The sequence below is a fragment of the Streptomyces sp. NPDC002088 genome, assembly GCF_040296605.1.
In the GTDB taxonomy this organism is placed as follows: Bacteria; Actinomycetota; Actinomycetes; order Streptomycetales; family Streptomycetaceae; genus Streptomyces.
In genome coordinates, this window is the sequence record NZ_JBEOXO010000001.1 from 245,720 (window position 1) to 269,263 (window position 23,544).

General features: G+C 71.8%; 21 protein-coding genes and 1 pseudogene. 11 read left to right on the forward strand and 11 right to left on the reverse strand.

What is annotated here, in order from left to right:
* The first annotated feature begins 1 nt into the window (after position 1).
* The 3 genes from ABT114_RS01110 to ABT114_RS01120 are packed head-to-tail and all read left to right on the forward strand — an operon-like array spanning position 2 to position 3,615.
* Complete coding sequence (locus ABT114_RS01110) at positions 2 to 1,210, forward strand: acyl-CoA dehydrogenase family protein (RefSeq protein ID WP_351137194.1); 1,209 nt, start codon at positions 2 to 4, stop codon at positions 1,208 to 1,210.
* Positions 1,211 to 1,226: 16 nt separating this feature from the next.
* Positions 1,227 to 2,429, forward strand: a complete 1,203-nt coding sequence (locus tag ABT114_RS01115) for an SfnB family sulfur acquisition oxidoreductase (protein ID WP_351137196.1) — start codon at positions 1,227 to 1,229, stop codon at positions 2,427 to 2,429.
* 40 nt (positions 2,430 to 2,469) lie between these two features.
* Positions 2,470 to 3,615: an LLM class flavin-dependent oxidoreductase gene (locus ABT114_RS01120; RefSeq protein ID WP_351137198.1), complete on the forward strand. Its 1,146-nt coding sequence runs from the start codon at positions 2,470 to 2,472 to the stop codon at positions 3,613 to 3,615.
* 169 nt (positions 3,616 to 3,784) lie between these two features.
* Here the strand turns inward: ABT114_RS01120 and ABT114_RS01125 are convergent, their stop codons facing one another.
* From ABT114_RS01125 to ABT114_RS01165, 9 genes and pseudogenes are all read right to left on the reverse strand, one after another.
* Positions 3,785 to 4,960, reverse strand: a complete 1,176-nt coding sequence (locus ABT114_RS01125; protein ID WP_351138171.1) for a CynX/NimT family MFS transporter — start codon at positions 4,958 to 4,960, stop codon at positions 3,785 to 3,787.
* A gap of 246 nt (positions 4,961 to 5,206) precedes the next feature.
* Positions 5,207 to 5,593 (reverse strand): FCD domain-containing protein, encoded by a 387-nt coding sequence (locus ABT114_RS01130; protein WP_351138173.1) that lies wholly within the window; start codon positions 5,591 to 5,593, stop codon positions 5,207 to 5,209.
* Positions 5,481 to 6,089 carry a helix-turn-helix domain-containing protein gene (locus ABT114_RS01135; RefSeq protein ID WP_351137200.1) on the reverse strand — a complete coding sequence of 203 codons (609 nt, stop codon included), beginning with the start codon at positions 6,087 to 6,089 and terminating at the stop codon, positions 5,481 to 5,483. Before ABT114_RS01135 ends, ABT114_RS01130 begins: the two co-directional genes overlap by 113 nt.
* A gap of 115 nt (positions 6,090 to 6,204) precedes the next feature.
* On the reverse strand, positions 6,205 to 8,088 hold the full coding sequence (locus ABT114_RS01140) for an ABC transporter ATP-binding protein (RefSeq protein ID WP_351137202.1): 1,884 nt from the start codon (positions 8,086 to 8,088) through the stop codon (positions 6,205 to 6,207).
* On the reverse strand, positions 8,088 to 8,927 hold the full coding sequence (locus ABT114_RS01145; RefSeq protein WP_351137204.1) for an ABC transporter permease: 840 nt from the start codon (positions 8,925 to 8,927) through the stop codon (positions 8,088 to 8,090). The genes ABT114_RS01140 and ABT114_RS01145 overlap by 1 nt, the downstream gene beginning before the upstream one ends.
* The gene (locus ABT114_RS01150) at positions 8,924 to 9,898 is read right to left on the reverse strand and encodes an ABC transporter permease (protein ID WP_351137206.1); all 975 of its coding nucleotides are present in this window, start codon (positions 9,896 to 9,898) and stop codon (positions 8,924 to 8,926) included. Before ABT114_RS01150 ends, ABT114_RS01145 begins: the two co-directional genes overlap by 4 nt.
* Complete coding sequence (locus ABT114_RS01155) at positions 9,898 to 12,027, reverse strand: S9 family peptidase (RefSeq protein ID WP_351137208.1); 2,130 nt, start codon at positions 12,025 to 12,027, stop codon at positions 9,898 to 9,900. Before ABT114_RS01155 ends, ABT114_RS01150 begins: the two co-directional genes overlap by 1 nt.
* Complete coding sequence (locus ABT114_RS01160) at positions 12,024 to 13,670, reverse strand: ABC transporter substrate-binding protein (RefSeq protein ID WP_351137210.1); 1,647 nt, start codon at positions 13,668 to 13,670, stop codon at positions 12,024 to 12,026. The genes ABT114_RS01155 and ABT114_RS01160 overlap by 4 nt, the downstream gene beginning before the upstream one ends.
* Before the next feature lie 207 nt (positions 13,671 to 13,877).
* A pseudogene (locus tag ABT114_RS01165) lies at positions 13,878 to 13,985 on the reverse strand (transposase); the annotation flags it as partial.
* 620 nt (positions 13,986 to 14,605) lie between these two features.
* Between ABT114_RS01165 and ABT114_RS01170 the strand changes: the two are divergent.
* A complete protein-coding gene (locus tag ABT114_RS01170) occupies positions 14,606 to 16,246 on the forward strand; it encodes an MFS transporter (RefSeq protein ID WP_351137212.1) in 1,641 nt (546 codons plus the stop codon).
* Positions 16,247 to 16,468: 222 nt separating this feature from the next.
* Here the strand turns inward: ABT114_RS01170 and paaK are convergent, their stop codons facing one another.
* Entirely contained in the window at positions 16,469 to 17,824 is a 1,356-nt protein-coding gene (gene paaK / locus ABT114_RS01175; protein ID WP_351137214.1) for a phenylacetate--CoA ligase PaaK, read from the reverse strand.
* Positions 17,821 to 18,240 carry a hydroxyphenylacetyl-CoA thioesterase PaaI gene (paaI, locus tag ABT114_RS01180; protein WP_502987255.1) on the reverse strand — a complete coding sequence of 140 codons (420 nt, stop codon included), beginning with the start codon at positions 18,238 to 18,240 and terminating at the stop codon, positions 17,821 to 17,823. Before paaI ends, paaK begins: the two co-directional genes overlap by 4 nt.
* A 196-nt stretch (positions 18,241 to 18,436) precedes the next feature.
* Here paaI and paaA point away from each other — a divergent pair, with 196 nt between their 5' ends.
* The 7 genes from paaA (at position 18,437) to ABT114_RS01215 (ending at position 23,544) form a co-directional block, all read left to right on the forward strand.
* Positions 18,437 to 19,408: a 1,2-phenylacetyl-CoA epoxidase subunit PaaA gene (paaA, locus tag ABT114_RS01185; protein WP_351137218.1), complete on the forward strand. Its 972-nt coding sequence runs from the start codon at positions 18,437 to 18,439 to the stop codon at positions 19,406 to 19,408.
* On the forward strand, positions 19,405 to 19,692 hold the full coding sequence (gene paaB / locus ABT114_RS01190; RefSeq protein ID WP_351137220.1) for a 1,2-phenylacetyl-CoA epoxidase subunit PaaB: 288 nt from the start codon (positions 19,405 to 19,407) through the stop codon (positions 19,690 to 19,692). Before paaA ends, paaB begins: the two co-directional genes overlap by 4 nt.
* Positions 19,693 to 19,703: 11 nt before the next feature.
* Positions 19,704 to 20,555, forward strand: a complete 852-nt coding sequence (paaC, locus tag ABT114_RS01195) for a 1,2-phenylacetyl-CoA epoxidase subunit PaaC (protein WP_351137222.1) — start codon at positions 19,704 to 19,706, stop codon at positions 20,553 to 20,555.
* The gene (paaD, locus tag ABT114_RS01200; RefSeq protein WP_351137224.1) at positions 20,549 to 21,079 is read left to right on the forward strand and encodes a 1,2-phenylacetyl-CoA epoxidase subunit PaaD; all 531 of its coding nucleotides are present in this window, start codon (positions 20,549 to 20,551) and stop codon (positions 21,077 to 21,079) included. The genes paaC and paaD overlap by 7 nt, the downstream gene beginning before the upstream one ends.
* Entirely contained in the window at positions 21,079 to 22,191 is a 1,113-nt protein-coding gene (paaE, locus tag ABT114_RS01205; protein ID WP_351137226.1) for a 1,2-phenylacetyl-CoA epoxidase subunit PaaE, read from the forward strand. Before paaD ends, paaE begins: the two co-directional genes overlap by 1 nt.
* A 126-nt stretch (positions 22,192 to 22,317) precedes the next feature.
* Positions 22,318 to 22,428, forward strand: a complete 111-nt coding sequence (locus ABT114_RS01210; protein WP_351137228.1) for a putative leader peptide — start codon at positions 22,318 to 22,320, stop codon at positions 22,426 to 22,428.
* Positions 22,429 to 22,647: 219 nt separating this feature from the next.
* Complete coding sequence (locus tag ABT114_RS01215; RefSeq protein WP_351137230.1) at positions 22,648 to 23,544, forward strand: glutathione S-transferase C-terminal domain-containing protein; 897 nt, start codon at positions 22,648 to 22,650, stop codon at positions 23,542 to 23,544.

Sequence of the window (23,544 nt, forward strand, 5' to 3'; positions counted from 1 at the left end):
CATGACCGAAACACACGACGCGCAGACCGGGCCCACCGGGCATGAGGAGTGGATCGTGCGCGCCCGCGAGGTCGCCGACGCCCTGGCCGTGGACGCGCTGGAGCGCGACCGGGCCGGCCAGGACCCGGTCGCCGAACTCCGGCTGCTGCGTGAGGCCGGGCTGCCGGCCCTGCTGATCCCCCTCCGGTTCGGCGGCGCCGGGCAGGGCTGGAGGACCGCGCTCGCAGTGGTACGAGAGATCGCCCGCGCGGACGGCTCCATCGCGCAGCTGCTCGGCTACCACTACATCAACCTCGACAACCTGTGGCTGGTGGCCGGCCCGGAGGCCCAGGAGCGCTACGCCCGCCCGTCCGCCGAGGGCCAGTGGCTGTGGGGCGACGCGGTCAACCCCATCGACCCCGACCTCAAGCTCACCCCGAACCCGGACGGCAACGGCTACCGCCTGGACGGCACGAAGACCTTCGCCACCGGTGCGAGCACCGGGGACGTGGTCCTCACCTCCGGTGAGGTGACCGGCACTGGAGAGCAGCTCCTGCTGGTCGTCCCGCGCGACGCGCCCGGGCTGACCTTCGGGCGGGACTGGGACAACCTCGGCCAGCGCCTCTCCGCCAGCGGAGGCGCCGGCTTCGACGGCGTTCCGATCGCACCCGACCAGGTGATCGCCTCCCTCGCCAAGGAGCACACCAGCCCCCGCAGTTCCCTCATCACTCCCATCATCCAGGCGGTCTTCGGCCACCTCTACCTGGGCATAGCGGAAGGCGCGCTGGCCGCTGCCCGTGCCTACACCCGCGGCACCTCGCGCCCGTGGGTGCTCAGCGGGCTGGCCTCCGCCACCGAGGATCCGTACCGCCTGGCCGACTACGGCGACCTGGTCGCACGCCTGGCCGCCACCGCCGCGCTGGCCGACCGGGTGGCCGGGCACGTCCAGGCCGCTGTCGACCGCGGCGCCGAGCTGACCTGGCAGGAGCGTGGCGAACTCGCCGTCGAGGTCGCGGCGCTGAAGGTGGTCTCCACCGACGTCGCCCTGGACACCACCACCAAGGTCTTCGAGCTCACCGGCGCCCGGGCGACAGCCAACCGGCATGGCTTCGACCGTTTCTGGCGCAACGTCAGGACCCACACGCTGCACGACCCGGTCTCCTACAAGCGCCGCGAGGTGGGCGACCACTACCTCAACGGCACGCTGCCCGATTTCACCCTCTACACCTGACCGGAGCGTCCCCGCCGTGACCACCACCGCACGCCCCACCGCCACCGTCATCCACACCGATGCCGAAGCGCTGGACACCGCCCGCACCTTGGCCGCCGAGTTCGCCGCCGGGGCCGAGCGCCGTGACGCCGAACGCCTTCTCCCCACGGCCGAACTCGACCGGCTCTCCGCCAGCGGCCTGCTCGGCATCACCGTCCCCGCCGAGTACGGCGGGGCGGACGTCTCACTCGCGACGCTGGCCGAGGTCTTCCGCCTGCTCGCCGCGGCCGACTCCAGCCTGGCCCAGATCCCGCAGAGCCACTTCGCCTACGTCAACGTGCTGCGCGCCCAGGGCACGCCGGAGCAGCAGCGGTTCTTCTTCGCCGAGATCCTGGCGGGCAAGCGCTTCGGCAACGCCCAGTCCGAGGCCGGCACCAAGCACGTACAGGACTACCGCACCCGACTGACAGCCGACCCAGACGGCGGCTACGTCCTCACCGGTACCAAGCACTACAGCACCGGCGCACTCTTCGCGCACTGGGTGCCGGTGCTGGCCCGCGCCGAGGACGAGCTGCTGCACGTCGCCTACGTCCCCCGGGACGCCCCCGGGCTCACCGTGGTCGACGACTGGGACGGGATGGGCCAGCGCACCACCGCCAGCGGCACGGTCCGTCTGGAGAGCGTCCGGGTGCCGGCCGAGCACGTCGTGGCGCACCATCTCACCTTCACCGGCCCGCAGGTGCACGGCGCGGTGGCGCAGCTCCTGCACGCCGCGATCGACGTCGGTATCGCGGGAGGCGCGCTCGCCGAGGCCGCGGAGTTCGTCCGCACCCGCACCCGCCCCTGGTTCGAGGCCGGGGTCGAACGCGCCACCGAGGACCCGCTGCTCGTCCAGCGCTTCGGCGAGCTGGCGGTGCGGCTGCGGGCGGCCGAAGCCCTGCTGGAACGCGCCGCCCGGGAGGCGGACGCGGCCCGCGCCGACCTCACCGATGACTCGGCTGCCGCCGCCTCGATCGCCGTGGCCACCGTGAAGGCCTTCGCCGACCCGGTGGCGGTGGAGCTCTCCGCCGCGCTCTTCGAGGTCTGCGGCACCCGCTCCAGCCTGGCGTCCCTGAACCTGGACCGGCACTGGCGCAACGCCCGCACCCACACCCTGCACGACCCCTCCCGCTGGAAGGTCCAGCACATCGGCCGCTACGTCCTGAACGGCACCCCGCCGCCCCGCCACGGACTGCTCTGACCCGCTCGCTCCATCGCAGCACCCAACCGAGGATCTCGTCATGTCACTCACCTTCCACTGGTTCCTGCCCACCAACGGCGACAGCCGCGACATCGTCGGCGGCGGCCATGGCGTCCGTACCGGCGCGGCCGGCGGCGACCGCCCCGCCACGATCGCCTACCTGGGCCAGATCGCCCGCAGCGCCGAGCAGTTGGGGTTCGTCGGGGCGCTCACGCCCACCGGCGCCTGGTGCGAGGACGCCTGGCTGAGCACCGCGATGCTCGTCGAGGTCACCGAGCGGCTGAAGTTCCTGGTGGCCTTCCGGCCCGGCCAGATCTCACCGACCCTCTCGGCCCAGATGGCCGCCACCTACCAGCGCCAGTCCAACGGCCGCCTGCTGCTCAACGTGGTCACCGGCGGCGAGTCACATGAGCAGCGCGCCTACGGCGACTTCCTGGACAAGGACGCCCGCTACGCCCGCGCCGACGAGTTCCTGGGCATCGTCCGGGCGCTGTGGCGGGGCGAGACGGTGGACCACGCGGGCACGCACCTGCGCGTGGAGGGCGCACAGTTGCACCGGCTGCCCGACCCCGCCCCGCCGATCTACTTCGGCGGATCCTCGCCCGCGGCCGGTCCGGTCGCCGCCCGCCACTCGGACGTCTACCTCACCTGGGGCGAGCCCCCGGCACAGGTCGCGCAGAAGATCGCCTGGATCCGCAAGCTGGCCGCCGAGGAGGGCCGGGAGGTCCGGTTCGGTATCCGGCTGCACGTCATCACCCGGGACACCGCCGCCCAGGCCTGGGCCGAGGCCGAACGCCTGCTGTCCCACGTGGACCCGGACACCATCGCCCAAGTCCAGGCCGGGCTGGCCCGCAGCGAGTCCGAAGGCCAGCGCCGGATGCTCGCCCTGCACGGCGGATCCACCGGCGATCTGGAGATCTACCCCAACCTGTGGGCCGGAGTCGGCCTGGTGCGCGGCGGTGCGGGCACGGCCCTGGTCGGCAGCCACACCGAGGTCGCCGACCGGATCGCCGAGTACCACGCGCTGGGCATCGACGAGTTCGTGCTCTCCGGCTACCCGCATCTGGAAGAGGCCTACTGGTTCGGCGAGGGCGTCCTCCCGCTGCTCGCCGCGCGCGGACTGTGGCAGCACCCTGCCGGGCCGCCCAGGACCGAGTCCGGAACCGTCCCCTTCGCGGTCCGCTGAGCAAGGCCGGCGGAGCAGTCCGGGAACCCACGAGGAACGCCACCACTCAAAACAGCGTGACTCGGGGCGACCCGGCCCCGTACGACCGTCAGGTGGTCCGACACGTCCTGCAGGAGGCCGCCGCCTCCTTTGGGTGACGCCGCCGGACGTACCGGCTGCGCGGGTTGAGTCAGCCGATCTGCCGGTCGCGGCCTGCGAGAAAGCCGGCCACGACCTGGGGCAGCATGAGCAGCGCCATGAAGACCAGTGGCGCCTTCCAGCTGCCGCTGTGCTGGTAGAGCGCTCCGACCAGGACGGGACCGGGGATGGACAGCAGGTAGCCGGTGCTCTGCGCGAAGGAGGACAGTCGGATCACTGTCGCGCTGTCCCGGCCGCGCATTCCGATCATTGTCAGGGCCAGTGGAAACGAGCAGTTGGCGATGCCGAGCAGCACGGCCCACAGCCAGGGCGCGGCACCGGGCGCGGCCCACAACCCGGCGTATCCGGCGAGGCCGAACACTCCGATGGCGACCGCGATCCCGCTCTGGTGGCGCAGCCGTCCGGCGACCGCGGCCAGCGCGAACGACAGCGGCACACCGAGCAGCGAGGTGACGGCGAACAGCAACCCGGCCGTCTCGGCGGACAGTCCGGCGTCGCGGAAGATCTGCGGCAGCCAGCCGATGATGACGTACGCGGCGGTGGCCTGCAGACCGAAGTAGACGGCGAGCGCCCAGGCCGTAGGGCTGCGGGTGAGCCGTACGGCGGGCGCCGGGCCCTGTGAGGTGTCGGGCGTGCCGGTGGCGGATGCGCTGTGATCGCGGGCCAGGGCGAGCCAGGGCGGTAAGGCGACGGCGGCGACCGCCGCCCAGCAGCCGAGGCCGATCCGCCAGTCGCCGCCGAACGCCCGGGCCACGGGGACGGTGACGGCGGCGGCGGTTGAGGCACCGACGTTGAGGGCCATGGCGTACATGCCCGTCATCGCGCCGACGCGGTCGGGGAAACGCTGTTTGACCACGACCGGGAGCAGAACGTTGGCCACCGCGATTCCGGCGAGGGCAAGGGCGCTCAGCACGACGAACAGGGCGGTGCTTGCGGTGAGGGGGCGCAGCGCCAGGCCGATCGCGATCGCTGCCGTGCCGGCGGCGATGACGCCGTCGGTCCCGTACCGGCGGGCCAGCCGGGGTGCGGTGAGGCCGACCAGTGCGAAGCACACCGCCGGTACGGAGGTGAGCAGCCCGGCGACGGTGGCGCTCATGCCCAGGGAGGCGCGGGTCTCCTCCAGCACCGGGCCGAGGCTGGTGACGGCGGGCCGGAGATTGACCGCGGCCAGCACCAGGGCGACGGCTGCGAGGCGGCGCACCCGCACAGCGGACCGGGACGTGCCCTGCTGCGGATCTTCGCGGGGCGCGCACGCCACTTCCTCGTGGTCCACGGACCGATCATAGAATCATTGGATGACTCGGCGTTGCGCCTTCAGCAGAGTCGCGCGGCGTCGGAGGAGGGCGAGCAGGCGCTGCCGTGGTCGAGGCCGAACCAGGTACCTGTATCGGTGGTCATCCGGTATGTCACCTGATTCCGGGGGACGTTGACCGTGACGGTGGTGCGGGAACGCTCAGCGGTCGGCGGGCTGAGCGCCGCTGACGAGGGTGTGGATGCGCTGCTCCAGACTGCGCTGGAGGTGTCCGCGCACAGCGGCGCGGGCCGCGTCGGGGGCGTGGTCGCGTAGAGCCTGCAGCATGCGCTCGTGCTCGTCGTGCAACACCTCGGGCTCACCGAAGGCCGCGCGGGGCCCGCTCCAGCAAGCCGTCGTGCCTCTCCGTCGTGTGCGGGAGGCGGTCTTTGCGATGGTGCCGATATACGAGCAGTGGTGCCGATGTGACGATCTGTCAGTCCCGCTGGTAAGCCACGACGCTGTGCGTGACAGCGGGGCTCTCCTGGGTGAGGTAGTAGTGGGAGGTCTGGCCGGAGAAGCGTGCCGCGTCGCCGGCCTCGAGCAGATGCGGCACGCCCTCGGTGAAGAGGGTCACGCGGCCCTCGACCACCATGACGTACTCCATGGATCCGGGGCCGTGGGTGCTGACCTGGCTCTGTGCGTGAGGGTGGAGGCGGGAGCGGTAGACCTCCAGCCGGCCGAGATCGTAGCCCGTGAAGAGCAGATGGACGGCGCTGGTGTCCTGCGGTTCGTCGATGTCCGCGCCGCGGATGATCTCCGGCGCGAGCAGTGGCTGGCGCAGCAGGTCGGTGCACGTGGTGTCCAGCAGATCGGCGAGCCGGACCAGGACCTCCACGGTCGGGTTGGCTTCGGCTCGTTCGATCTGGGAGAGCAGGGCCTTGCTCATGCCGGAGAGCGCGGACAGCTCTCGCAGGCTCCAGCCGCGGGCGAGGCGGCCGCGGCGGAGGTTGGCGGCGAGGGCGGCACGTACCGGCGCGGCAGGGCCCTCGCCCGTGCGCGCGGGTGGCGGGGCAGCCGCGGTGCTGCCGGGGTGTTGCGCCATCGGGTACTCCTTTCCGTGCACCGGTGCCGTTTCACGGTCATGCCAGGTCCGGGTCGCCGCACAGGATAGCCGGGCACACCTCTGCGTCCCAGGTCAGCAGGTGATCAGCCGATGATCAACCGGTGAGAGGCAACGCTGCGAGCAGGCGGCGGGTGTAGGCGTCGCGCGGATCGCCCAGGACCCGGTCGGCCGGACCGGACTCCACCACCTGTCCCCGGTGCAGGACGACGACATGGTCGGCGATCTGCCGTGCAACGGCGAGGTCATGAGTGATGAACAGGACGGAGAATCCGTGACGGTGCCTCAGTTCCGCGAGCAGATTGAGGATCTGTGCCTGCACGGAGACATCGAGTGCGGAGACGGATTCGTCGCAGATCAGTAGAGGCGGACGGACCGCGAGCGCGCGGGCGATCGCCACCCGCTGGCGCTCGCCGCCGGACAGCGCCGCAGGCCGGCGGCCCGCGTAGGCGGCCGGCAGCCCAACTTGGGCCAGGAGGCCGGGGATGTCGGTAGGCGCGCCGCGGTCCGCGGGTGCCGCGCTGAGCGCTTCGTGCAGGGCGGCGCCCACCGTACGCAGCGGATTGAGCGAGGAGTAGGGATCCTGGAACACGATCTGCGCCCGCTGCGCCAGTCGGCGCCGCTGGGCCGTGCCGGGCAGCCGGTAGGGAGTCAGGGCGAGTCCCTCGACCTCCACTTCGCCCTCGTCGTACGTCTCCAGGCCGATGGCGATGCGGGCGAGCGTGGTCTTGCCCGAGCCGGACTCGCCGACCAATGCGGTCACCGAGCCCTGCGGCACCTCCAGGCTGACCCGGTCCAGGACACGCTGCTCACCGGTGGGCGTACGGAAGGACTTGGTGACTGCCGTGATCCGCAGGCTGCTGGTGGGCGCGGCCGCCGTGGGGTCCGCTGACGCGGGCGGGTCGGCGGGCGTGCGGAGGACCGCCAGGTCGTCCCCGATCTCGGCCAGTCGCAGGCACGTTGACAGATGCGGGTCTGCGCCGGGGGACGGCTCGGCGGCGGGCATGAGGCGCAGCGGCGTGGTGCGGCATGGTGGTGCGGCGTGGGCGCAGCGTGCGGCGAAGGGGCAGCCGTCCGTGCGGGCGCCCGGCGGGGGGACGGATCCCGGCATCGTCGGAAGCTCGGAGAAGCGCCGCTCCAGGGAGGGCTCGGAGGCGAGCAGGCCGGCGGTGTAGGGGTGCCGGGGCGCCGCCTGCACCTGTGCCGCGGGCCCGTGCTCGAGGATGCTTCCCGCGTACATGACGTAGACGCGGTCGCAGGAGGAGAAGGCGACCCGCAGATCATGGGTGATCAGCACCAGGCCCATCCGGCGGCTGCGGCGCAGTCCTTGCAGCAGGTCGAGTACGGCCCGCTGGTTGACGGCGTCCAGGGCGGTGGTGGGCTCGTCGGCGATCAGGAGTTCGGGGTCGGCGGCGAGCGCGGCGGCGATGGCGAGGCGCTGGCGCATGCCACCGGAGAGCTGGAAGGGGTACTGGTGGGCGACCTGGGGGTCCAGCCCCACCTCGGCGAGGCGCCGCGCCACTTCGGCCTCGCGGCCGGCGCGACGCGCGCGCCGCCTGCCGCGCCATGACCCCGCGGTCGTGGGGCTGTCGGTGGCGGCCAAGAGCCCGTCGGCGATCTGCCGGCCACAGGTGCGCAGTGGGTGCAGCATCGTGAAGGGGTCCTGCAGAAGCAGGCTGATCCGGCGTCCGCGGATCCGGTGCTGATCCGCGGGGCTGAGGGTGAGCAGGTCTGCTCCGTCCAGGCGTACGGAGCCGGAGGCGGCGGTGCCGGCCGGCAGCAGGCCGACCGCGGCGCGCATGGCGAGCGACTTGCCGCTTCCGGACTCGCCGACGATGCCGATGCATTCCCCGCGGTCGACCTGCAGGCCGAGGCCGTCGACGATGGTGGTGGGGGTGGGGCCCGTGGTGGTGACGCGAAGGTCTTCTGCCTCCAGCAGGGGCGGCGCGAGAGACAGGGTTGCTGCGGCAGGCGCGGTCATCAGGATCTCCCTCGGTCGGTGAAGGCTTCCAGAAGCCGGTCGCCGAGCAGGTTGAGGACCACGGCGGCCACGACGACGAGGACGGCGGGGGCGAGGGCGGCTGACGGGTTGTCGTACATCAGGGTGCGGTTGTCGGCGAGCATCCGGCCCCAGTCGGGTGCGCCCGGGGGCACCCCCAGGCCGAGGAAGGACAGCGAGCTGAGGGCGACGATCGCCCCGGCGAAGTTCAGCAGGGTGTTGGCCACCACGACGGGCAGGATGTTGGGCCAGATGTGGCGCAGCATCACGGTACGGCGCGGCAGTCCGAGCGTCTGGGCTGCCTCCACGTAGGGCAGGTGGCGCTGCTCGAGTACGGCGGCACGGACCAGGCGGATGTCGCCGGGCGAGGTGAGCACGACCAGGACGAGCACGGCGAGCGCGTAACCGCCGCCGCCGATACCGGCGACCACGAGGGTGACCAGCAGGGCGGGCAGGGCCAGCAGGAAGTCGGCCCAGCGGCGCACCAGGACGTCCGCCCAGCCGCCGTGGTAGCCCGCGAGCAGACCGAGGACATTGCCGATCAGCATGGAGCCGAGGGCGACCAGGCCCGCACCGGTCAGGGCGCTGCGGGTGCCGGCAACGGCCAGCTGCAGTACGTCGCGGCCCAGGCCGTCGGTGCCCAGCGGGTGCCCCGCTGAGGGCATGGACACGCCGAGGGCGATGTCCTGGGCGTCCCAGTTGGGGAAGAGGATCTGGCCGAACGCGGCGGCAAAGAGCAGCAGTACGGCGAGTGCGGTGCACAGCGCGGTGAACGGGGAGACCCGCACCCGGCGGCGGACAACGGCAGCGGTAGCGGTCATGAGGAGCTCCGTCCCTGGCCGAGCCGCGGGTCCAGCCATGGATGGGCGAGGTCGGTGGCGAGGTTGACCAGGCAGATCAGGGCGGCGAGCAGCAGGGCCTCTGCCTGCACGACGGGAAGGTCCTTGTAGGTGACCGAATCCACCAGCAGGGCCCCGAGGCCGGGCAGGGCGTAGACCTGTTCGACCAGGACGGTGCCGGCCAGCAGGTAGGCCAGGACGAGCCCGGAGCCGGTGGCGATCGGCAGCAGGGTGCCTCGCAGCACGTAGCGCAGCAGGATGGTGCGCCTGCTCACGCCACGGGCGCGGGCGAAGGTGACGTGGTCCTGGCCGAGTTCGCGGATGACGGCGGCGCGGGTGAGCTTGATCAGTACGGCGGAGACCGCCATGCCCAGGGTCACGGCCGGCAGGGTCAGATGGAGCAGCCGGTCGGTGCCACCGCTCCCAGGGCCGTACGCGGGGAGCCAGCCGAGCAGCAGCGCGAAGACGTAGGTGAGCAGCAGCCCGCCGGCGAAGGCGGGGGTGCTCAGGGCGACGACGCCCAGTCCCTGGAGCGCCCGGTCGAGGCCGCTGCGGTGCCGCAGTCCGGCCAGGATTCCGAGCGATACGCCGGACAGCGCCGCGATGGCGAAGCCGTACCCGACGAGTTGGGCGGTGAGAGCCAGTCGGGAGCCCAGTGCGTGGGTGACGGGTTCGCCGGTGCGGAGGGAAGTGCCGGGATGCAGACGGATGGTGTCGGTGAGCCACTGCCAGTACTGGGCGGCGAGCGGTTCGTCGAGGTGGTAGCGGGCACGGACCGCGGCGACTGCTTCGGGCGTGGCGCTGCGCGGGCCGAGGAGGGTGTCGACCGGATCGCCGGGCGCCAGCCTGAGCAGGGCGAAGACGGCGATGGACAGCACCAGCAGCAACACGGCGGTGCCGGCGAGACGCCGGGCCGCATAGGCGACCGGGATCCGGGTCGGGTGGGCGGCCATCAGGACCCCGTTTCCAGGACGGCGTCGGTGTGGCCTGACCCGAGCGACGTCGGTAGGGGAGCCGTGCCGGGAGCCTCGGGGGATGGGACTCCCGGCACGGCGGTCAGGTGGTGGCTGAGCCACGCCTCGATGCGGCTGCCCACGTCGAGGAGATGGGCGGGGTCGGTGAACTCGTGGCCCTCACCCGGGTAGACGTACAACTCGACGGGTGCCTGTCCGGCGGCGACCAGCGTCCGGTACAGCTCGTGCGCTTGGCCGACGGGGGTCACCCGGTCCTCGCTGCCGTGCAGGATCAGGGTGGGCGTGCCGGTTCCGCCCCCGGCGTGCACCGCCGAACGGGCCAGCTGTTCGGCGGCTCCTTCGGGGGTCGAAGGGTCACCGAGCCGGTACGTCCGGTCGTAGCCGCCGCCGATGTTGCCGCTGCGGCTGAAGCTGTGCCAGTCGGTGGGGGCCGAGACGATGACGCAGGCCTGGAAGAGGTCGGTGCGGGCGGCGGCGAGTGCGGCCAGGTAGCCGCCATAGCTGTGGCCCAGGACCGCCGTCCGTGCGGGATCCGCCAGGCCGCGGTCGACCAGGTGCCGCACCCCCGCAAGCACGTCCTGAAGGTCGGCGCCGCCCAGGTCGCCGACGACCGCGCGGGCGTACTCCAGGCCGCGACCCGAGCTGCCGCGCGGGTTGGGCAGCAGCACGCAGTACCCCGCACCGGCCAGCGCCATCGCCATGCCGCAGACATCGCCCGGAGCGTACTCGGCCGACCACAGCCAGGCCGGGCCTCCGTGCAGCAGGACCGCGAGGGGGCGCGGACCACTGTGGTCGGCGCGCGTGAGCACCAGGCCGTGCACCTCGCGGCCGTCCGGCGCGTGCCAGGCGGTCTCCCACGTGGTGACCGCTTCGATCCCGTCCACGGGAGAGCGATGGGAGTTGAGGAAGGTGGCCGGCGTCCACTGCCAGGCAACGGCGCCGTCGGTGGGGGCGACCACAGCCTCCGGGGGCGTCCCCGGCGCTGTCAGGACGGCCGCGGCCAGTGTGCAGTCGGCACTCAGCGTCAGGGCGGGCTGGAAGCCCGCGCCGGTGAGCGTCGCCGCCTGACGCCACGTCACCACCGGTTCGTCACCAGGGAGTACGCGGCCGCAGCGCGAGCCGGTGTCATCCCAGCCGGCGAACCACAAGGAGCCTGCGTGCTGTTCGTCGGGGCCCTCGTACCACTGCACCCACGTCGCGTCCTCCACGCCGGGCACGACCTCCACCTCGCCGGTGCGCAGATTCACCACGGCCGGGCGGCCGGCGACGATCGAGATGCCTTCGATGAACGCGGCGCGGGTCCCGTCGGGTGACAGCGCGGGGCAGGCCAGCTGGCCCTCGGGGCGGTACAGGGTGCGGGCACTGCGTTGGTGGAGGTCCAGCTCGGCGAGCCGGGCGTGGTAGTAGCCGGCGGGCAGGGCCTCCTCGGAGACCGTGGCCACGGCGGTGCCGCCGCCGCGCCAGGCCACGTTCCACACCGTCAGGCCGGCCGGTCCCACCTCGCGGGTCGCGCCGTCGGCCAGATCGACCAGGAACAGGCGACGCAGCGCCGCCCCGGGCGCGTAGCGCTCCGGGTCGGGGGAGGGGCCGAGGCGTACCGGCAGTCCGAGGTTCATCCCGTCCCGCTCGCTGCCCTCGTCGGCGCACAGCACCAGCGCACTGTGGCCGTCGGGTGCGGGAACGACGTCTTCGACGGCACCGGGCAGCAGGGGCAGCGCTGTGGCGAGGCCGGTCGCGGTGTCCACCAGCGCCAGCCGGTGCCGTCCTTGACGGTCCTCGATGACATGCAGAAGACGGCGGGAGTCCGGGAGCCAACGGGGGGTGTGGCGGCCGACGGTCTCCACACTGGCCGCCGGCGGCAGCGCTTCGGCCGCACCGGCACGCCCGCCCCGGGTGGCGTCGGCACTCCCGCCCCAGGCGGATACGGGTGCCAGCAGGATGTCGGCCCCCTCGGGACCGGCCGTCGCAACGGCCAGCATCGTGCCGTGCGGGTCGAGTCGGGCCTCCAGGGGATGCACGAGCGCCAGCAGAGCCTCCCGGATCCGCCGCCCCGTCCCCGGCGACCGGCCGTCAAGGACGCCTCCCCCCGCCTGGTACGCGGCGGTCATGCGGCGGACCGGATACGGGTGGCCCAGGGCCCGATGAAGGCGTACGGGCCGGTCTCCGTCAGGACCAGCTTGCGGGAGAACGCGGAGGCGGTCTGCGCCCACCACAGGGGCAGGTACGGCAGGTCGGCCCCGCTGGTCTGCAGCGCGCTCATCAAATCCCGGCCGCGGGTGGCCGCCTCGGTCGAGCTCTTCGCCGCGGCCAGCTTCCGGTTGACGGCGTCGTTGTCGTAGTGGGCGACGTTGGTGCCGCTCTTGATCGACGCGCCGTCCAGGTAGGGCCCGGTCAGCTCGGAGGGGTCGCCGGTGGTCGGGTAGTACCAAAGGAACTGCAGGGGGTGCTTGCCGGAGCCCAGCTCGGAGATCCAGGCCTCCAGGGTGACCTCCTTGACGTTCAACGTGATGCCGATCTTCTTGAGCGAGGCGGCCAGCGCCAGCGCTGCCTTGCCCAGCTGCGGCCCGCTGGAGGGGTAGTGCAGCTCGGCGGTGAAGCCCTTCGGCGTCGAGGACTTGGCGAGCTCGGCGGCGGCTGCGTCCAGGTCGTAGTCGTAGCCGGGGATGGCCTTGTAACCCGCGGAGACCTGGTGGTCCGTCAGCAGGTTGGCCCACATGTCCGGGGACGGCAGCGCCGTGGCGGCCTCGCCCTTGCCGCGCAGGATGCCCGAGACCATGCCGGCCCGGTCCGCCGCGTGGGCGACGGCCTTACGCACGTGGGGGTCGCTCCACGGGGCCCGGGAGGTGTCGAAGGCCAGCGAGACCACCGAGCGGTCCGAGGTGTAGGTGACGTTGGCGGTGGACTCCCAGCTCCGCGCCTCGTCCGAGGCCAGGTTCAGCGCGCCGTCGATGTCGCCCGACTTCATGGCCACCAGCCGGGTGCCGGAGTCGGGCACGAAGCTGAGCTTCAGCCGCTTCACCCGGGCCTTGCCTCCCCACCAGGCGTCGTTGCGCTCCAGCGTGACATGGTCGTCGGCGGCGAACTCAGTGATCTTGTACGGCCCGGTGCCCATCAGCAGGGTCTGGGCCGTTCCCAGGTCCCCCTTCTTGCTGTGCTTGGCGAGGAACGCCTGGCTGCTGATCAGCAGCGTTCCGGGGGTGGGGGTCCAGGCGAACGCCGCGTCAGCGGTCTTGAGGCGGACGGTCACCTCGGCTTCGCCGGTGGCCTTGACCGACTCGACTCCCGCGTACGCGTAGGCCAGCTGGGACCCATGGGACGCATCCATGATCCACTCGATGGAGGCAACCACATCGGCAGGGGTCAGCGGAGTGCCGTCGGTGAAGGTGACGCCCTGGCGCAGCCGGTAGACGTACGTACGGGCGTCGCTCTGATGCCAGGAGGCGGCCAGCCCCGGCTTCAGCTCCCCTGACGGACTGACCGACAACAGGGACTCCTGCGCCAGCACCGCCACCATGTAGTTGAGGATGCCCGCCTCGCGGCCCACGTCCAGGGAGGAAATCGAGGACGGCAGGGCGATGTTCAGCGAGGCGATCTCCGCATCGCTGCCGCCCGCCGCGGGGGACGGTGAGTCGTCCGAGGAGTCGCGCTGAGGCGCACAGGCAGTGAGCAGAGACGGTGCGACCAGCGCGCTCAGGCCCAGCGCGCCAAGAAGGGTGCGGCGACTCGGGCCGTTCCCGCTGTCCCTGCTCATCGATTCCACCTCACGGCTCGTCACATTCGTCTACTGTAACTACCCAACTGGGCACGGAGGCTAGCCGAGCGGAGTGTGCACGTCAACGCGGTGGGGCCGCCCCTGTCGAGGCGGCCCCACTGTCGTGCTCCCAGAGGTTCGACTGCTACGACGCCGGTGCCGGCGGCAGCACCGGACGCACGACCATCAGCTCAGGGCGTGGGGGAGGGTGCGGCAGCGTTGCCGGCTCGCGCCGGGCAGGGTGGCGCCGATCGCGTTGACCAGGCCCATGTGGGCGTCGGAGATGACCAGTTGGACGCCGGAACGGCCTCGGGCGGGCGATAGCCGTTGCGCTGGTCGACCCTCTCGTCGCTGACCTGCCTCGAAGATCAGCCGGTGGCCGTTCGTCTGTGTGGGCGTCACCCCGAAGCCGGAGCAAACCCCCGGATCAGGTCGAACCCCGTACACCACTTCCTTGGACGCGACCTGCGGGGGTCCATCTCGCGTGGATCGTCGAGAACCGGCCTCACATACCCCTCTCGTCTGAACGCGGGAGGTGGCCACGGCCTTCGCGGAATTCCGGCGATGCACGCGCCCAAAGACCTCACCCGTCACCCTCGTTCACCTTAGTTTGCAGGTCCGAGGGCATCTCCAGAGGGGTCCGGCCGGTATACGGTCCGAAGCAAATTTCCCTTATCAGAAACGGCTTACGTCAATGGAGATTCAAGCCGAACACGCTGCGGGTGGGCCGCGCGGCCGACGGTTTTCCGTCACACCCGCCGCGCATGCGCATGGCACGCAGCAACACCGGCGTCACGGCCGGGACCGTGAATCGACATGACGGAGTCGGTGCCGTCCGCCCTGCGGTAGGGCACGGCGCACCCGTCGACGCGGAGTCGACGGGGTGTGAACTCTCGCTCCAGCAACTCGCCACCACACCACCGTCTCGAGGTGCCATGTCGGTCATCAATCCCGTACCGCCCCAGTCCGTGCAGCCGCAATCCGGGTCCCGGCACATCACGGTCACCATCGTGCTGGCCTGCATGGGAGTGTTCGTCTCCTACCTGCCGGTCGTCGGCGTCTCCGTCGCGCTGCCGGTCATGCAACAGGCGCTCGACGCCTCTACCGCCGGGCTTCAGTGGATCACCGACGCCTTCATCCTGCCGACCGCGGCTCTGCTCCTGACCTGCGGCATGATCGGTGACCTGTACGGGCGCAAGAAGACCTGGCTCGCCGGTCTCGTGCTGTTCTCCCTCGGTTGTCTCGTCTGTCTGACCGCCGGTGGCGTCGCGCAGGTCTGCGTGGGGCAGGCGCTCACCGGCGTGGGCACCGCCGCCCTGCTCCCCTCCACGCTCGCCCTGATCAGCCATGTCTGTCCGGACCGCCACAAGCGCGCCAGGGCGATAGCCCTGTGGACGGCCTCCCTCGGTCTCGGTCTGACCCTTGGTCCGCTGTTCAACGGCGTGATCGTGGAACACGTGAGTTGGCGGTGGATCTTCCTTCCCGCCCTGGTCATTGCCCTGGTCACGGCTGTGGTCGGGGGCGTGGTCCTGACCGAGTCCCGCTCGCAGCGGGAACGCCACCTGGACATCCCCGGTCAGATCCTGGCCGCCGTCGCCATCACGGGCCTGGTGTACGGCGTCATCGAGGGTGGTAGTGCCGGATGGGGCTCGGCCGAGGCCGTGATCGGGTTCCTGGCGGCCGTCGTCGCTCTGCCGGCCTTCGTCGTGGTGGAACTCAGGTCGCCCTGCCCGATGCTGGACATGCGCCTGTTCACGTCCTCGGCGTTCTCGGGCGCCGCGCTCGTGATGGCCGTCACCCTGTTCGCGCAGGTCGGTCTCGTGTTCGCGCTGAGCGAGTACTTCGGGCTCGTCCACCACGCCTCCACGTGGGACATCGGCGTACGCCTTGTCGCCCTCAACGGCTTCACCGTGGTGCTGGGCCCCCTGGTCGGCCGCCTGATGACCCGGACCTCTCCCGGGCTTCTGCTGGTCATCGGCCTTGTGGTCGGCGGTATCGGGGCGCTGTGCGTGAACCTGTTCCAGGCCTCCACGGGCACCGGCGAAGCCGCTCTGGTCATCGGAGTGCTGGGCATCGGCATCGCGCTGGCCATGGCGCCGGTCACCACGATCGCCATGAACAGCCTGCCGCACCGGCTGGCGGGGACAGCCGGCGCCGCGAACAGTGCCCTGCGCCAGATCGGCAGCGCGCTCGGCCCCGCCGTCTTCGGCGTGATCCTCACCAACCGCACTCTGGACACGTTGCCCGGACACCTCGCGCAGTCCGGTCTGAGCGCCGCCGACCAGGGACAGGTGGGCGGCCTGGTGTCGCACGTGGGCATCCAGGCCGGCGCGTTCCTGCAACTGAAGACCCCGGAGGCCACCGGGCAGGCCCAGTCCGCCTACGGCGCCAGCTTCACCGACGCGCTGCACACCTGCGCCCTCGTCGGCGGCATCGGCATGCTCGTGGCCGCGGGGATCGCCCTCGCCCTGATCGGCGTCCGCGCTCGGTCGGCGCACGGCACCGAAGAGGCGACCGAGGCGGTGCCGCACCCGGGCGGCGTCGCTGGGGCGGCCGCCGCCGGTGACGTGGGCTGAGCGCCCGCTGATGCCCACGGCGGTTGTCCGAGTGTCCTGGTGACAGCCGTCGGAGGAAGGTGCGCGGGGCCACGGTGTGCAGGTCACGTCGTCGGTCCCGCGCCGTCCTTCAGCGCAGTACCGGCGCCCTCCCGGCGAGCGGGCCGATCACCGTTGTGGTGCGACCAGGGCACGCCGTGCGGCGGGAGCTTGCAGCGGGGTCACTGTCACGGGGGAATGGGCTCACTGTTCGCGCAGGTCCTTCACCCGCCGGAGCTTCCCGAGGGAGCGCTCCAGGGTCTCCGGGTCGACGATCGTCACCTCGACGGTGACACCGACCCCGTCCTTCACCCCTTGGGCGATCGCCCTGGCAGCCGCCTCGCGCTCCGCGGGAACGGTGCCGGGGCGTGCCTCGACCCGGACGGCCATGCGGTCCATCCGGCCGCGCCGGGTCAGCTGCACCTGGAAGTGCGGGGCCACGCCGGCTGTGCGGAGCACGATCTCCTCGATCTGGCTGGGGAAGACGTTCACCCCGCGAAGGATGATCATGTCGTCGCAGCGGCCGGTGATCTTCTCGATGCGGCGGAAGGCGGGCCGGGCGGTGCCGGGCAGCAGGCGGGTCAGGTCGCGCGTGCGGTAGCGGATGATCGGCAGCGCCTCCTTGGTGAGGGAGGTGAAGACGAGTTCGCCGCTCTCGCCCTCGGCCAGGACCTCGTCGGTGATCGGGTCGACGACCTCGGGGTAGAAGTGATCCTCCCAGACGTGCAGCCCGTCCTTGGTCTCGACGCACTCCTGCGCCACCCCGGGGCCGATCACCTCGGACAGCCCGTATATGTCCACGGCGTGGATGTCGAGGCGGTCCTCGATCTCGCGGCGCATCTCCTCCGTCCAGGGCTCGGCGCCGAAGATGCCGACCTTCAGGGAGCTGCTGCGCGGGTCGATGCCCTGCTTTTCGAACTCGTCGAGCAGGGTCAGCATGTAGGACGGCGTGACCATGATGATCTCGGGCCTGAAGTCCTGGATGAGCTGCACCTGGCGCGCGGTCATGCCGCCGGAGGCGGGGATCACCGTACAGCCTGCGCGTTCGGCGCCGTAGTGCGCGCCGAGGCCGCCCGTGAACAGGCCGTAGCCGTAGGAGATGTGGACCTTGTGGCCGGGGCGGCCGCCCGCGGCGCGGATCGAGCGGGCGACGACGTCCGCCCACATGGAGAGGTCGTTCTCCGTGTAGCCGACGACTGTGGGGCGTCCGGTGGTGCCGCTGGAGGCGTGCACGCGCCGCACGTCCGCCATGGGCACGGCGAACATGCCGAAGGGGTACGTGTCCCGCAGGTCGGCCTTGGTGGTGAAGGGGAACCGGGACAGGTCCTCCAGGGAGCGGCAGGCGTCGGGCTCGAGACCGGCCTCGTCGAACTTCTTGCGGTACAGCTCCACGTTGTCGTAGGCGTGTCGCAACGTCGCGCGCAGGCGGTCGAGTTGACGTTCGCGCAGCTGCTCGCGGGTCAGGCGCTCGCCGTCGTCCAGCAGCTCCTGGGGGAGCGGCTGCCCCAGCCGTCCTCCACCGGGGGCCGCGGGGGCCGTCAGTCCGCTTGCGCTGCTCATGTCGACTCCTTCTTCTTACTGCTCCGAACCGTCTTCGGGCTCGTCCGCGCGCTCCGGACCGTGCGACTGCGCCCGCGGAACTCCGCGATCACCTCGTCGCCGCGCAGGACGCTCACGTCGTATATGCCGCTGCGGCCGAAGCGGGTGCGCTCCGTCGCCGTCGCGACGAGAACGTCACCCTCGTGCGCGGGCGCGACGAAGTCGATGCCGGCTCCGGCGGCGACGGTCACAGGTCCGTGACTGTTGCACGCACAGGCGAAGGCCGTGTCGGCGAGCAGGAACAGATAGCCGCCATGGGCGATGCGGTGCCCGTTGACCATCGCAGGGGTGACGGTCATCCGCAGCACGGCGGTCCCCGCGCCGTGCTCGAGGAGCTCGATACCGAGACGCCGGGAGGCCTCGTCCGCGGCGAACATCGCCTCCGCCGGACCGGGGGCAGCGTCACTGGCCTCCGTCACGTTGTCACCACCCTGTGAACCGACCGAACATTCGGTTACCGTGCGCACCGCCAAAGTAATCCAGCACCGCCATCGGGTGTCAAGGTCTTGCCCGGCCGGGGGCGACCCGGCACACTGGGAACCGAACGAATGGTCGGTTGGGAAGCTGGTATCGATGACCACGACAGACTCCGCGCCCGCCCCCCAGGGCCTCCAGGAGCACTTCGACGCGACGATCGCGCGCGACCAGCGGATCGAGCCCCGGGACTGGATGCCGGACGGCTACCGCGGGACGCTGATCCGGCAGATCGCGCAGCACGCCCACTCGGAGATCATCGGCATGCAGCCGGAGGGGGTGTGGATCACGCGTGCGCCGTCGCTGCGCCGCAAGGCCATCCTGTTCGCCAAGGTGCAGGACGAGGCCGGGCACGGGCTGTATCTGTACTCCGCCGCCGAGACCCTGGGCGCCGACCGCGCGGACCTGACGGAGAAGCTGATCGAGGGCCGGCAGAAGTACTCGTCGATCTTCAACTACCCGACGCTGAGCTTCGCCGACGTCGGAGTGATCGGCTGGTTCGTGGACGGCGCGGCGATCTGCAACCAGGTACCGCTGTGCCGCAGCTCGTACGGGCCGTACGCGCGCGCGATGGTGCGGATCTGCAAGGAGGAGTCCTTCCACCAGCGGCAGGGCTACGAGCTGCTGCTGACGATGATGCGAGGCACCGAAGCCCAGCGGGAGCTGGTCCAGGACGCGGTGAACCGCTGGTGGTGGCCGTCCCTGATGATGTTCGGGCCGCCCGACGACGCCTCGCCCAACTCGGCGCAGTCGATGGCCTGGAAGATCAAGCGGCACAGCAACGACGAGCTGCGTCAGCGGTTCGTCGACATGACCGTCCCGCAGGCCGACAAGCTCGGCGTCACCCTGCCCGACCCCGAGCTGTGCTGGAACGAGGAGCGCGGCCACCATGATTTCGGCACCCCGGACTGGGACGAACTGATGCGCGTCATCAAGGGCGACGGCCCGTGCAACGCCGAGCGGATCGAACGGCGCAGGGCCGCGCACGACGAGGGCGCCTGGGTCCGCGAGGCGGCCACCGCCCACGCGGCCAAGCGGAGCAAGCGGGTTCAGGAAGGTGCGGCGGCATGAAGCAGCAGGAATGGCCCCTGTACGAGGTCTTCGTACGCGGCAAGCGCGGCCTCAACCACGTGCACGTCGGCTCGCTGCACGCCGCCGACGACGAGATGGCCCTCACCCACGCCCGTGACCTCTACACCCGGCGCAATGAGGGCGTCAGCATCTGGGTGGTGCGCTCGGAGCACATCGCCGCCTCCACCCGCGACGAGAAGGACCCGTTCTTCGCCCCCAGCGCCGACAAGGTCTACCGCCATCCGACCTTCTACGACATCCCCGACGACGTCCCGCACATCTAGCAGGAGCAGGCATGAGCGACGATCACGTCTACCTGACCCTCGCCGAGGGACACGAGGACGACGCCCGCTGGGCGTACGGCACCGGGTTCGAGGACCCGCTGCACGGCGTGGACACCGCCGTGCCCGACGGCGTCGATGTCGCGGAGCTGGCCGCCTGCTGCCTGGTGCTCGGCGATGACGCCCTGGTGTGCGCCCAGCGGCTCGCCGAGTGGACCACGCGCGCCCCGGAGCTGGAGGAGGAGGTGGCGCTGGCCAACCTAGGCCTCGACCTCCTCGGCCAGGCCCGCCTGCTGTACGCGCGGTGCGGCCAGGTCGACGGAACCGGGCGGGGCGAGGACGCGTACGCCTACTTCCGCGACGCCGGCGACTTCCGCAACGTACGTCTGGCCGAGCTGCCCAATGGAGACTTCGCGTTCTCGATCACGCGGCTCCTCGTACTGTCCACTTGGCGCCTGGCCCTGTTCGAGCGGCTGACCGCGTCCCCCGATCCCGTGCTCGCGGCGATCGCGGCGAAGGGCGTCAAGGAGCTGACGTACCACCGGCAGTACGCGGCCGAATGGGCCGTGCGCCTCGGCGACGGCACGGACGAGTCGCACCGCAGGATGCGTGCCGCCCTGGCCGACGTCTTTCCCTACTTGGACGAACTCCTCGCCGCCGGCCCGGCGTTCGGCATCGAGGTGACGGGCGTGCGCGACGAGGTGACGGCCGTGCTCGGCCAGGTGCTCGACGCGGCCGGGCTCGCCCGCCCCGACGTACAGCCGCTGCCCGGCGCCGGCCGCGACGGCGACCGCACCGAGCATCTCGCGCCGCTGCTGGCCGAGTTGCAGAGCGTGGCGCGTGCGTACCCGGAGGCGACATGGTGACCGTACCGACCGAGCTCACGGACGCCCTGCGCGCCCGGCGCATCGCCGCGCAGGTGCCGGATCCCGAGCTGCCCATGCTGACCCTGGCCGACCTCGGCGTCCTGCGGGACGTCGAGGTGACCCCGGAGGGAACCGTGGTCGCGAGCCTGACGCCGACCTACTCGGGCTGCCCGGCGATGGCCGAGATGCGCGCGGACGTGGCAGCGCGCCTGCGCGACGCGGGGTACGCGCGCGTGGAGATCCGTACCGTCCTCGACCCGCCCTGGACGACCGACTGGATCACCCCGGCCGGCCGCCGCAAGCTCGTCGAGCACGGCATCGCCCCGCCCGGCGCCGCACCCCGCCGTGCCGCCTCCGGTCCGGTGCCCCTGGTGCTCTCCGCCATCCGGCGCACGGCCGTGCCCTGCCCCCGCTGCGGTTCGGCGGACACCGAGGAGACCTCCCGGTTCGCCGCCACCTCGTGCAAGGCGCTGTGGCGCTGCCTCGCCTGCCGCGAGCCGTTCGAGTACGTCAAGGAGATCTGATGGCCCCGACCGCCTCCACCTCGGCTTCGGCCGTACGTCCGCGTACCCGCCGCCGTCCGGTCTTCCATGCCCTGCGGGTCGCCGCCGTCCAGCCGTTGTGCGCGGACGCGGCCGCCGTCAGCTTCGAGGTCCCCGGCGAACTCGCCGACGAGTTCGCCTTCGCGCCCGGCCAGTCCCTCACCGTGCGGCGCGAGATCGACGGGCGCGACGAGCGCCGCTCGTACTCCATCTGTTCTCCGGCCGGATCCGTGCCGCGCATCGGCGTGCGCGTGGTGCCCGGCGGCCTGTTCTCCTCCTGGCTGGTGAGTGAGCTGCGCCCCGGCGACACGGTCGAGGTGATGGCACCCACCGGCGCGTTCACTCCCGATCTCACCGAGCCCGGCCACCACGTCCTGGTCGCCGCCGGTTCCGGCATCACGCCCATGATGTCCATCGCCGAGTCCGTCCTGGCCGCGGACTCCCGCTCGCGGGTCACCCTCTTCTACGGCAACCGGCGCACCGACACGGTGATGTTCGCCGACGAGCTGGCGGACCTGAAGGACCTGTACCCGACCCGCTTCCACCTCGCCCACGTGCTGTCCCGCGAGCCCCGCGAGGCCGAGGTGCTCTCCGGTCGCCTCGACGCCGACCGGCTCTCCACGCTCATCGGTGCGCTCGTCGACGTGGAGAGTGCCGACCACTGGTGGCTGTGCGGCCCGCACGGCATGGTCCGCGACGCCCGGCAGGTGCTGGCCGGCCTCGGTGTGCCCGGCGACCGTGTCCACCAGGAGCTGTTCTACGCCGACGACGAGCCGGTACGGGAGGTGCACCACGAGGAGGCTGCCGTCGACGGCCCGGTCAGCCAGGTCACCATCACCCTCGACGGCCGCTCCACGACCTCGGCCCTCTCCCGGGAGCGCACCCTCCTCGACGGCGCCCAGCAGACCCGGCCCGACCTCCCTTTCGCCTGCAAGGGCGGTGTGTGCGGCACCTGCCGTGCGCTGGTCACCGACGGCGAGGCCGACATGCGCCGCAACTTCGCCCTCGAACCCGCCGAGGTCGACGCGGGGTATGTCCTGACCTGCCAGTCGTACCCCGTGTCGGAGAAGCTGACCGTCGACTACGACAGCTGAGCGCCCTTTTCGTCTGTGCCGGGGCGCTCCGGGGCCGCGCGTACTCACCTGGTGGACGACCTCTTGACGGCGGCTCGAGACGGATCGACACTCCAGAGGGGAATCCTAGTGAATAGGTAGGGAAACATGAGGTGCCTTGGGCCGGTCACCGCACGAGTGAGCCGTTCGCCTCTTCTGACCTCCCGCCGCCACATCGATCTGCAGCGCGTCTGCAGCGCGATCAGCCCCTTGGCCTGAGCCGGGCCGCCGACGCCGGCCCCTTGGCCTGAGCCGGGCCGCCGACGCCGGCCCCTTGGCCTGAGCCGGACCGCCGACGCCAGCCCTTTGGCCTGAGCCGGACCGCCGACGCCAGCCCACGCAGCCTGGCGCCAGCCGCACCGGTGAGTACTGCGCCCCTCGTCATCCGACGTCGCTTCCGCCGCGCGTACGTCTGCGCGCCCGCTCCCGGGGAGAGTCATGTCCGTCACACCGCTGGCCGCCGTGCCGTCCGCCCAGTCCGCCCCCGCCTTCCGTGGCCGCATCGGCCGGGACGCACGCAGCGGCCACTACGCCGTGCCGCGTCGCTACCGCCTCCATCTGTCCACCGCCTGTCCCGACGGCCTGCGCATCGCCGTGACCCACAGCCTGCTCGGCCTGGACGCGGCCTGTCCCGTGACCTACCTGCCGGCGGTCCCCGACTGTCCCGGCGGGGGGCATGCCGCGCTGCGCCCGCTGTACGAGGCGAGCGCCCACCACTACACCGGCCCGGCCCTGGCGCCGGTGCTCAGCGACGACTGGTCGGGGCGGATCGTCAGCACCCACGCCCCGGACATCGTGCGCGACCTCGCCTGCCGCTTCGGCGATGACCGTCCCTCGCTGTACCCCTGCGGCACCGAGTCGCAGATCGAGGCCGTCGAGCGGCTGTGCGCGGCCGGGATCGACGAGGCCGCACAACGCGCCGGGCGGGCCGGCGCCGGGGAGGCGGAGCGCGCCGCCGCGCTCGACTCCCTGCTCGACACGCTCGGTTCGCTGAACCGCTGGCTCACCGGCCGCGACTGTTTCCTCGGCGAACAACTCACCGCCGCCGACGTCGAGGTGTGGGTGGCCCTCGTCAAGCTCGACACCGTGCACCGCCACCACCTGGACGCCACCGCCGTGCACCGCATCGTCGGACACCCCGCCCTGTGGGCCTACGCCCGGCGCCTGGCCGCCCATCCGGCCTTCGGCGCCCACCTCGACCTCGACGGCATCGCCCGCCGCCATCACGCCCACTGCCGGGGCCTGGAGGCCGCCGGAGCGGCCGTCCAGATCCTGGACTGGGCCGCCCACGCGGCGGACCGCACCGGGGCCTCGCCGCAGGTCGACAAGGACTGA

What these genes read in the sequence shown, in the direction of transcription:
- ABT114_RS01110 (WP_351137194.1), top strand. Translation starts at nt 2, where the DNA reads ATGACCGAAACACACGACGCGCAGACCGGGCCCACCGGGCATGAGGAG.
- ABT114_RS01120 (WP_351137198.1), top strand. Translation starts at nt 2,470, where the DNA reads ATGTCACTCACCTTCCACTGGTTCCTGCCCACCAACGGCGACAGCCGC.
- ABT114_RS01135 (WP_351137200.1), bottom strand. Translation starts at nt 6,089, where the DNA reads ATGGCGCAACACCCCGGCAGCACCGCGGCTGCCCCGCCACCCGCGCGC.
- ABT114_RS01140 (WP_351137202.1), bottom strand. Translation starts at nt 8,088, where the DNA reads ATGACCGCGCCTGCCGCAGCAACCCTGTCTCTCGCGCCGCCCCTGCTG.
- ABT114_RS01145 (WP_351137204.1), bottom strand. Translation starts at nt 8,927, where the DNA reads ATGACCGCTACCGCTGCCGTTGTCCGCCGCCGGGTGCGGGTCTCCCCG.
- ABT114_RS01150 (WP_351137206.1), bottom strand. Translation starts at nt 9,898, where the DNA reads ATGGCCGCCCACCCGACCCGGATCCCGGTCGCCTATGCGGCCCGGCGT.
- ABT114_RS01155 (WP_351137208.1), bottom strand. Translation starts at nt 12,027, where the DNA reads ATGACCGCCGCGTACCAGGCGGGGGGAGGCGTCCTTGACGGCCGGTCG.
- ABT114_RS01160 (WP_351137210.1), bottom strand. Translation starts at nt 13,670, where the DNA reads ATGAGCAGGGACAGCGGGAACGGCCCGAGTCGCCGCACCCTTCTTGGC.
- ABT114_RS01170 (WP_351137212.1), top strand. Translation starts at nt 14,606, where the DNA reads ATGTCGGTCATCAATCCCGTACCGCCCCAGTCCGTGCAGCCGCAATCC.
- paaK (WP_351137214.1), bottom strand. Translation starts at nt 17,824, where the DNA reads ATGAGCAGCGCAAGCGGACTGACGGCCCCCGCGGCCCCCGGTGGAGGA.
- paaI (WP_502987255.1), bottom strand. Translation starts at nt 18,240, where the DNA reads ATGTTCGCCGCGGACGAGGCCTCCCGGCGTCTCGGTATCGAGCTCCTC.
- paaA (WP_351137218.1), top strand. Translation starts at nt 18,437, where the DNA reads ATGACCACGACAGACTCCGCGCCCGCCCCCCAGGGCCTCCAGGAGCAC.
- paaB (WP_351137220.1), top strand. Translation starts at nt 19,405, where the DNA reads ATGAAGCAGCAGGAATGGCCCCTGTACGAGGTCTTCGTACGCGGCAAG.
- paaC (WP_351137222.1), top strand. Translation starts at nt 19,704, where the DNA reads ATGAGCGACGATCACGTCTACCTGACCCTCGCCGAGGGACACGAGGAC.
- paaD (WP_351137224.1), top strand. Translation starts at nt 20,549, where the DNA reads ATGGTGACCGTACCGACCGAGCTCACGGACGCCCTGCGCGCCCGGCGC.
- paaE (WP_351137226.1), top strand. Translation starts at nt 21,079, where the DNA reads ATGGCCCCGACCGCCTCCACCTCGGCTTCGGCCGTACGTCCGCGTACC.
- ABT114_RS01210 (WP_351137228.1), top strand. Translation starts at nt 22,318, where the DNA reads ATGAGGTGCCTTGGGCCGGTCACCGCACGAGTGAGCCGTTCGCCTCTT.
- ABT114_RS01215 (WP_351137230.1), top strand. Translation starts at nt 22,648, where the DNA reads ATGTCCGTCACACCGCTGGCCGCCGTGCCGTCCGCCCAGTCCGCCCCC.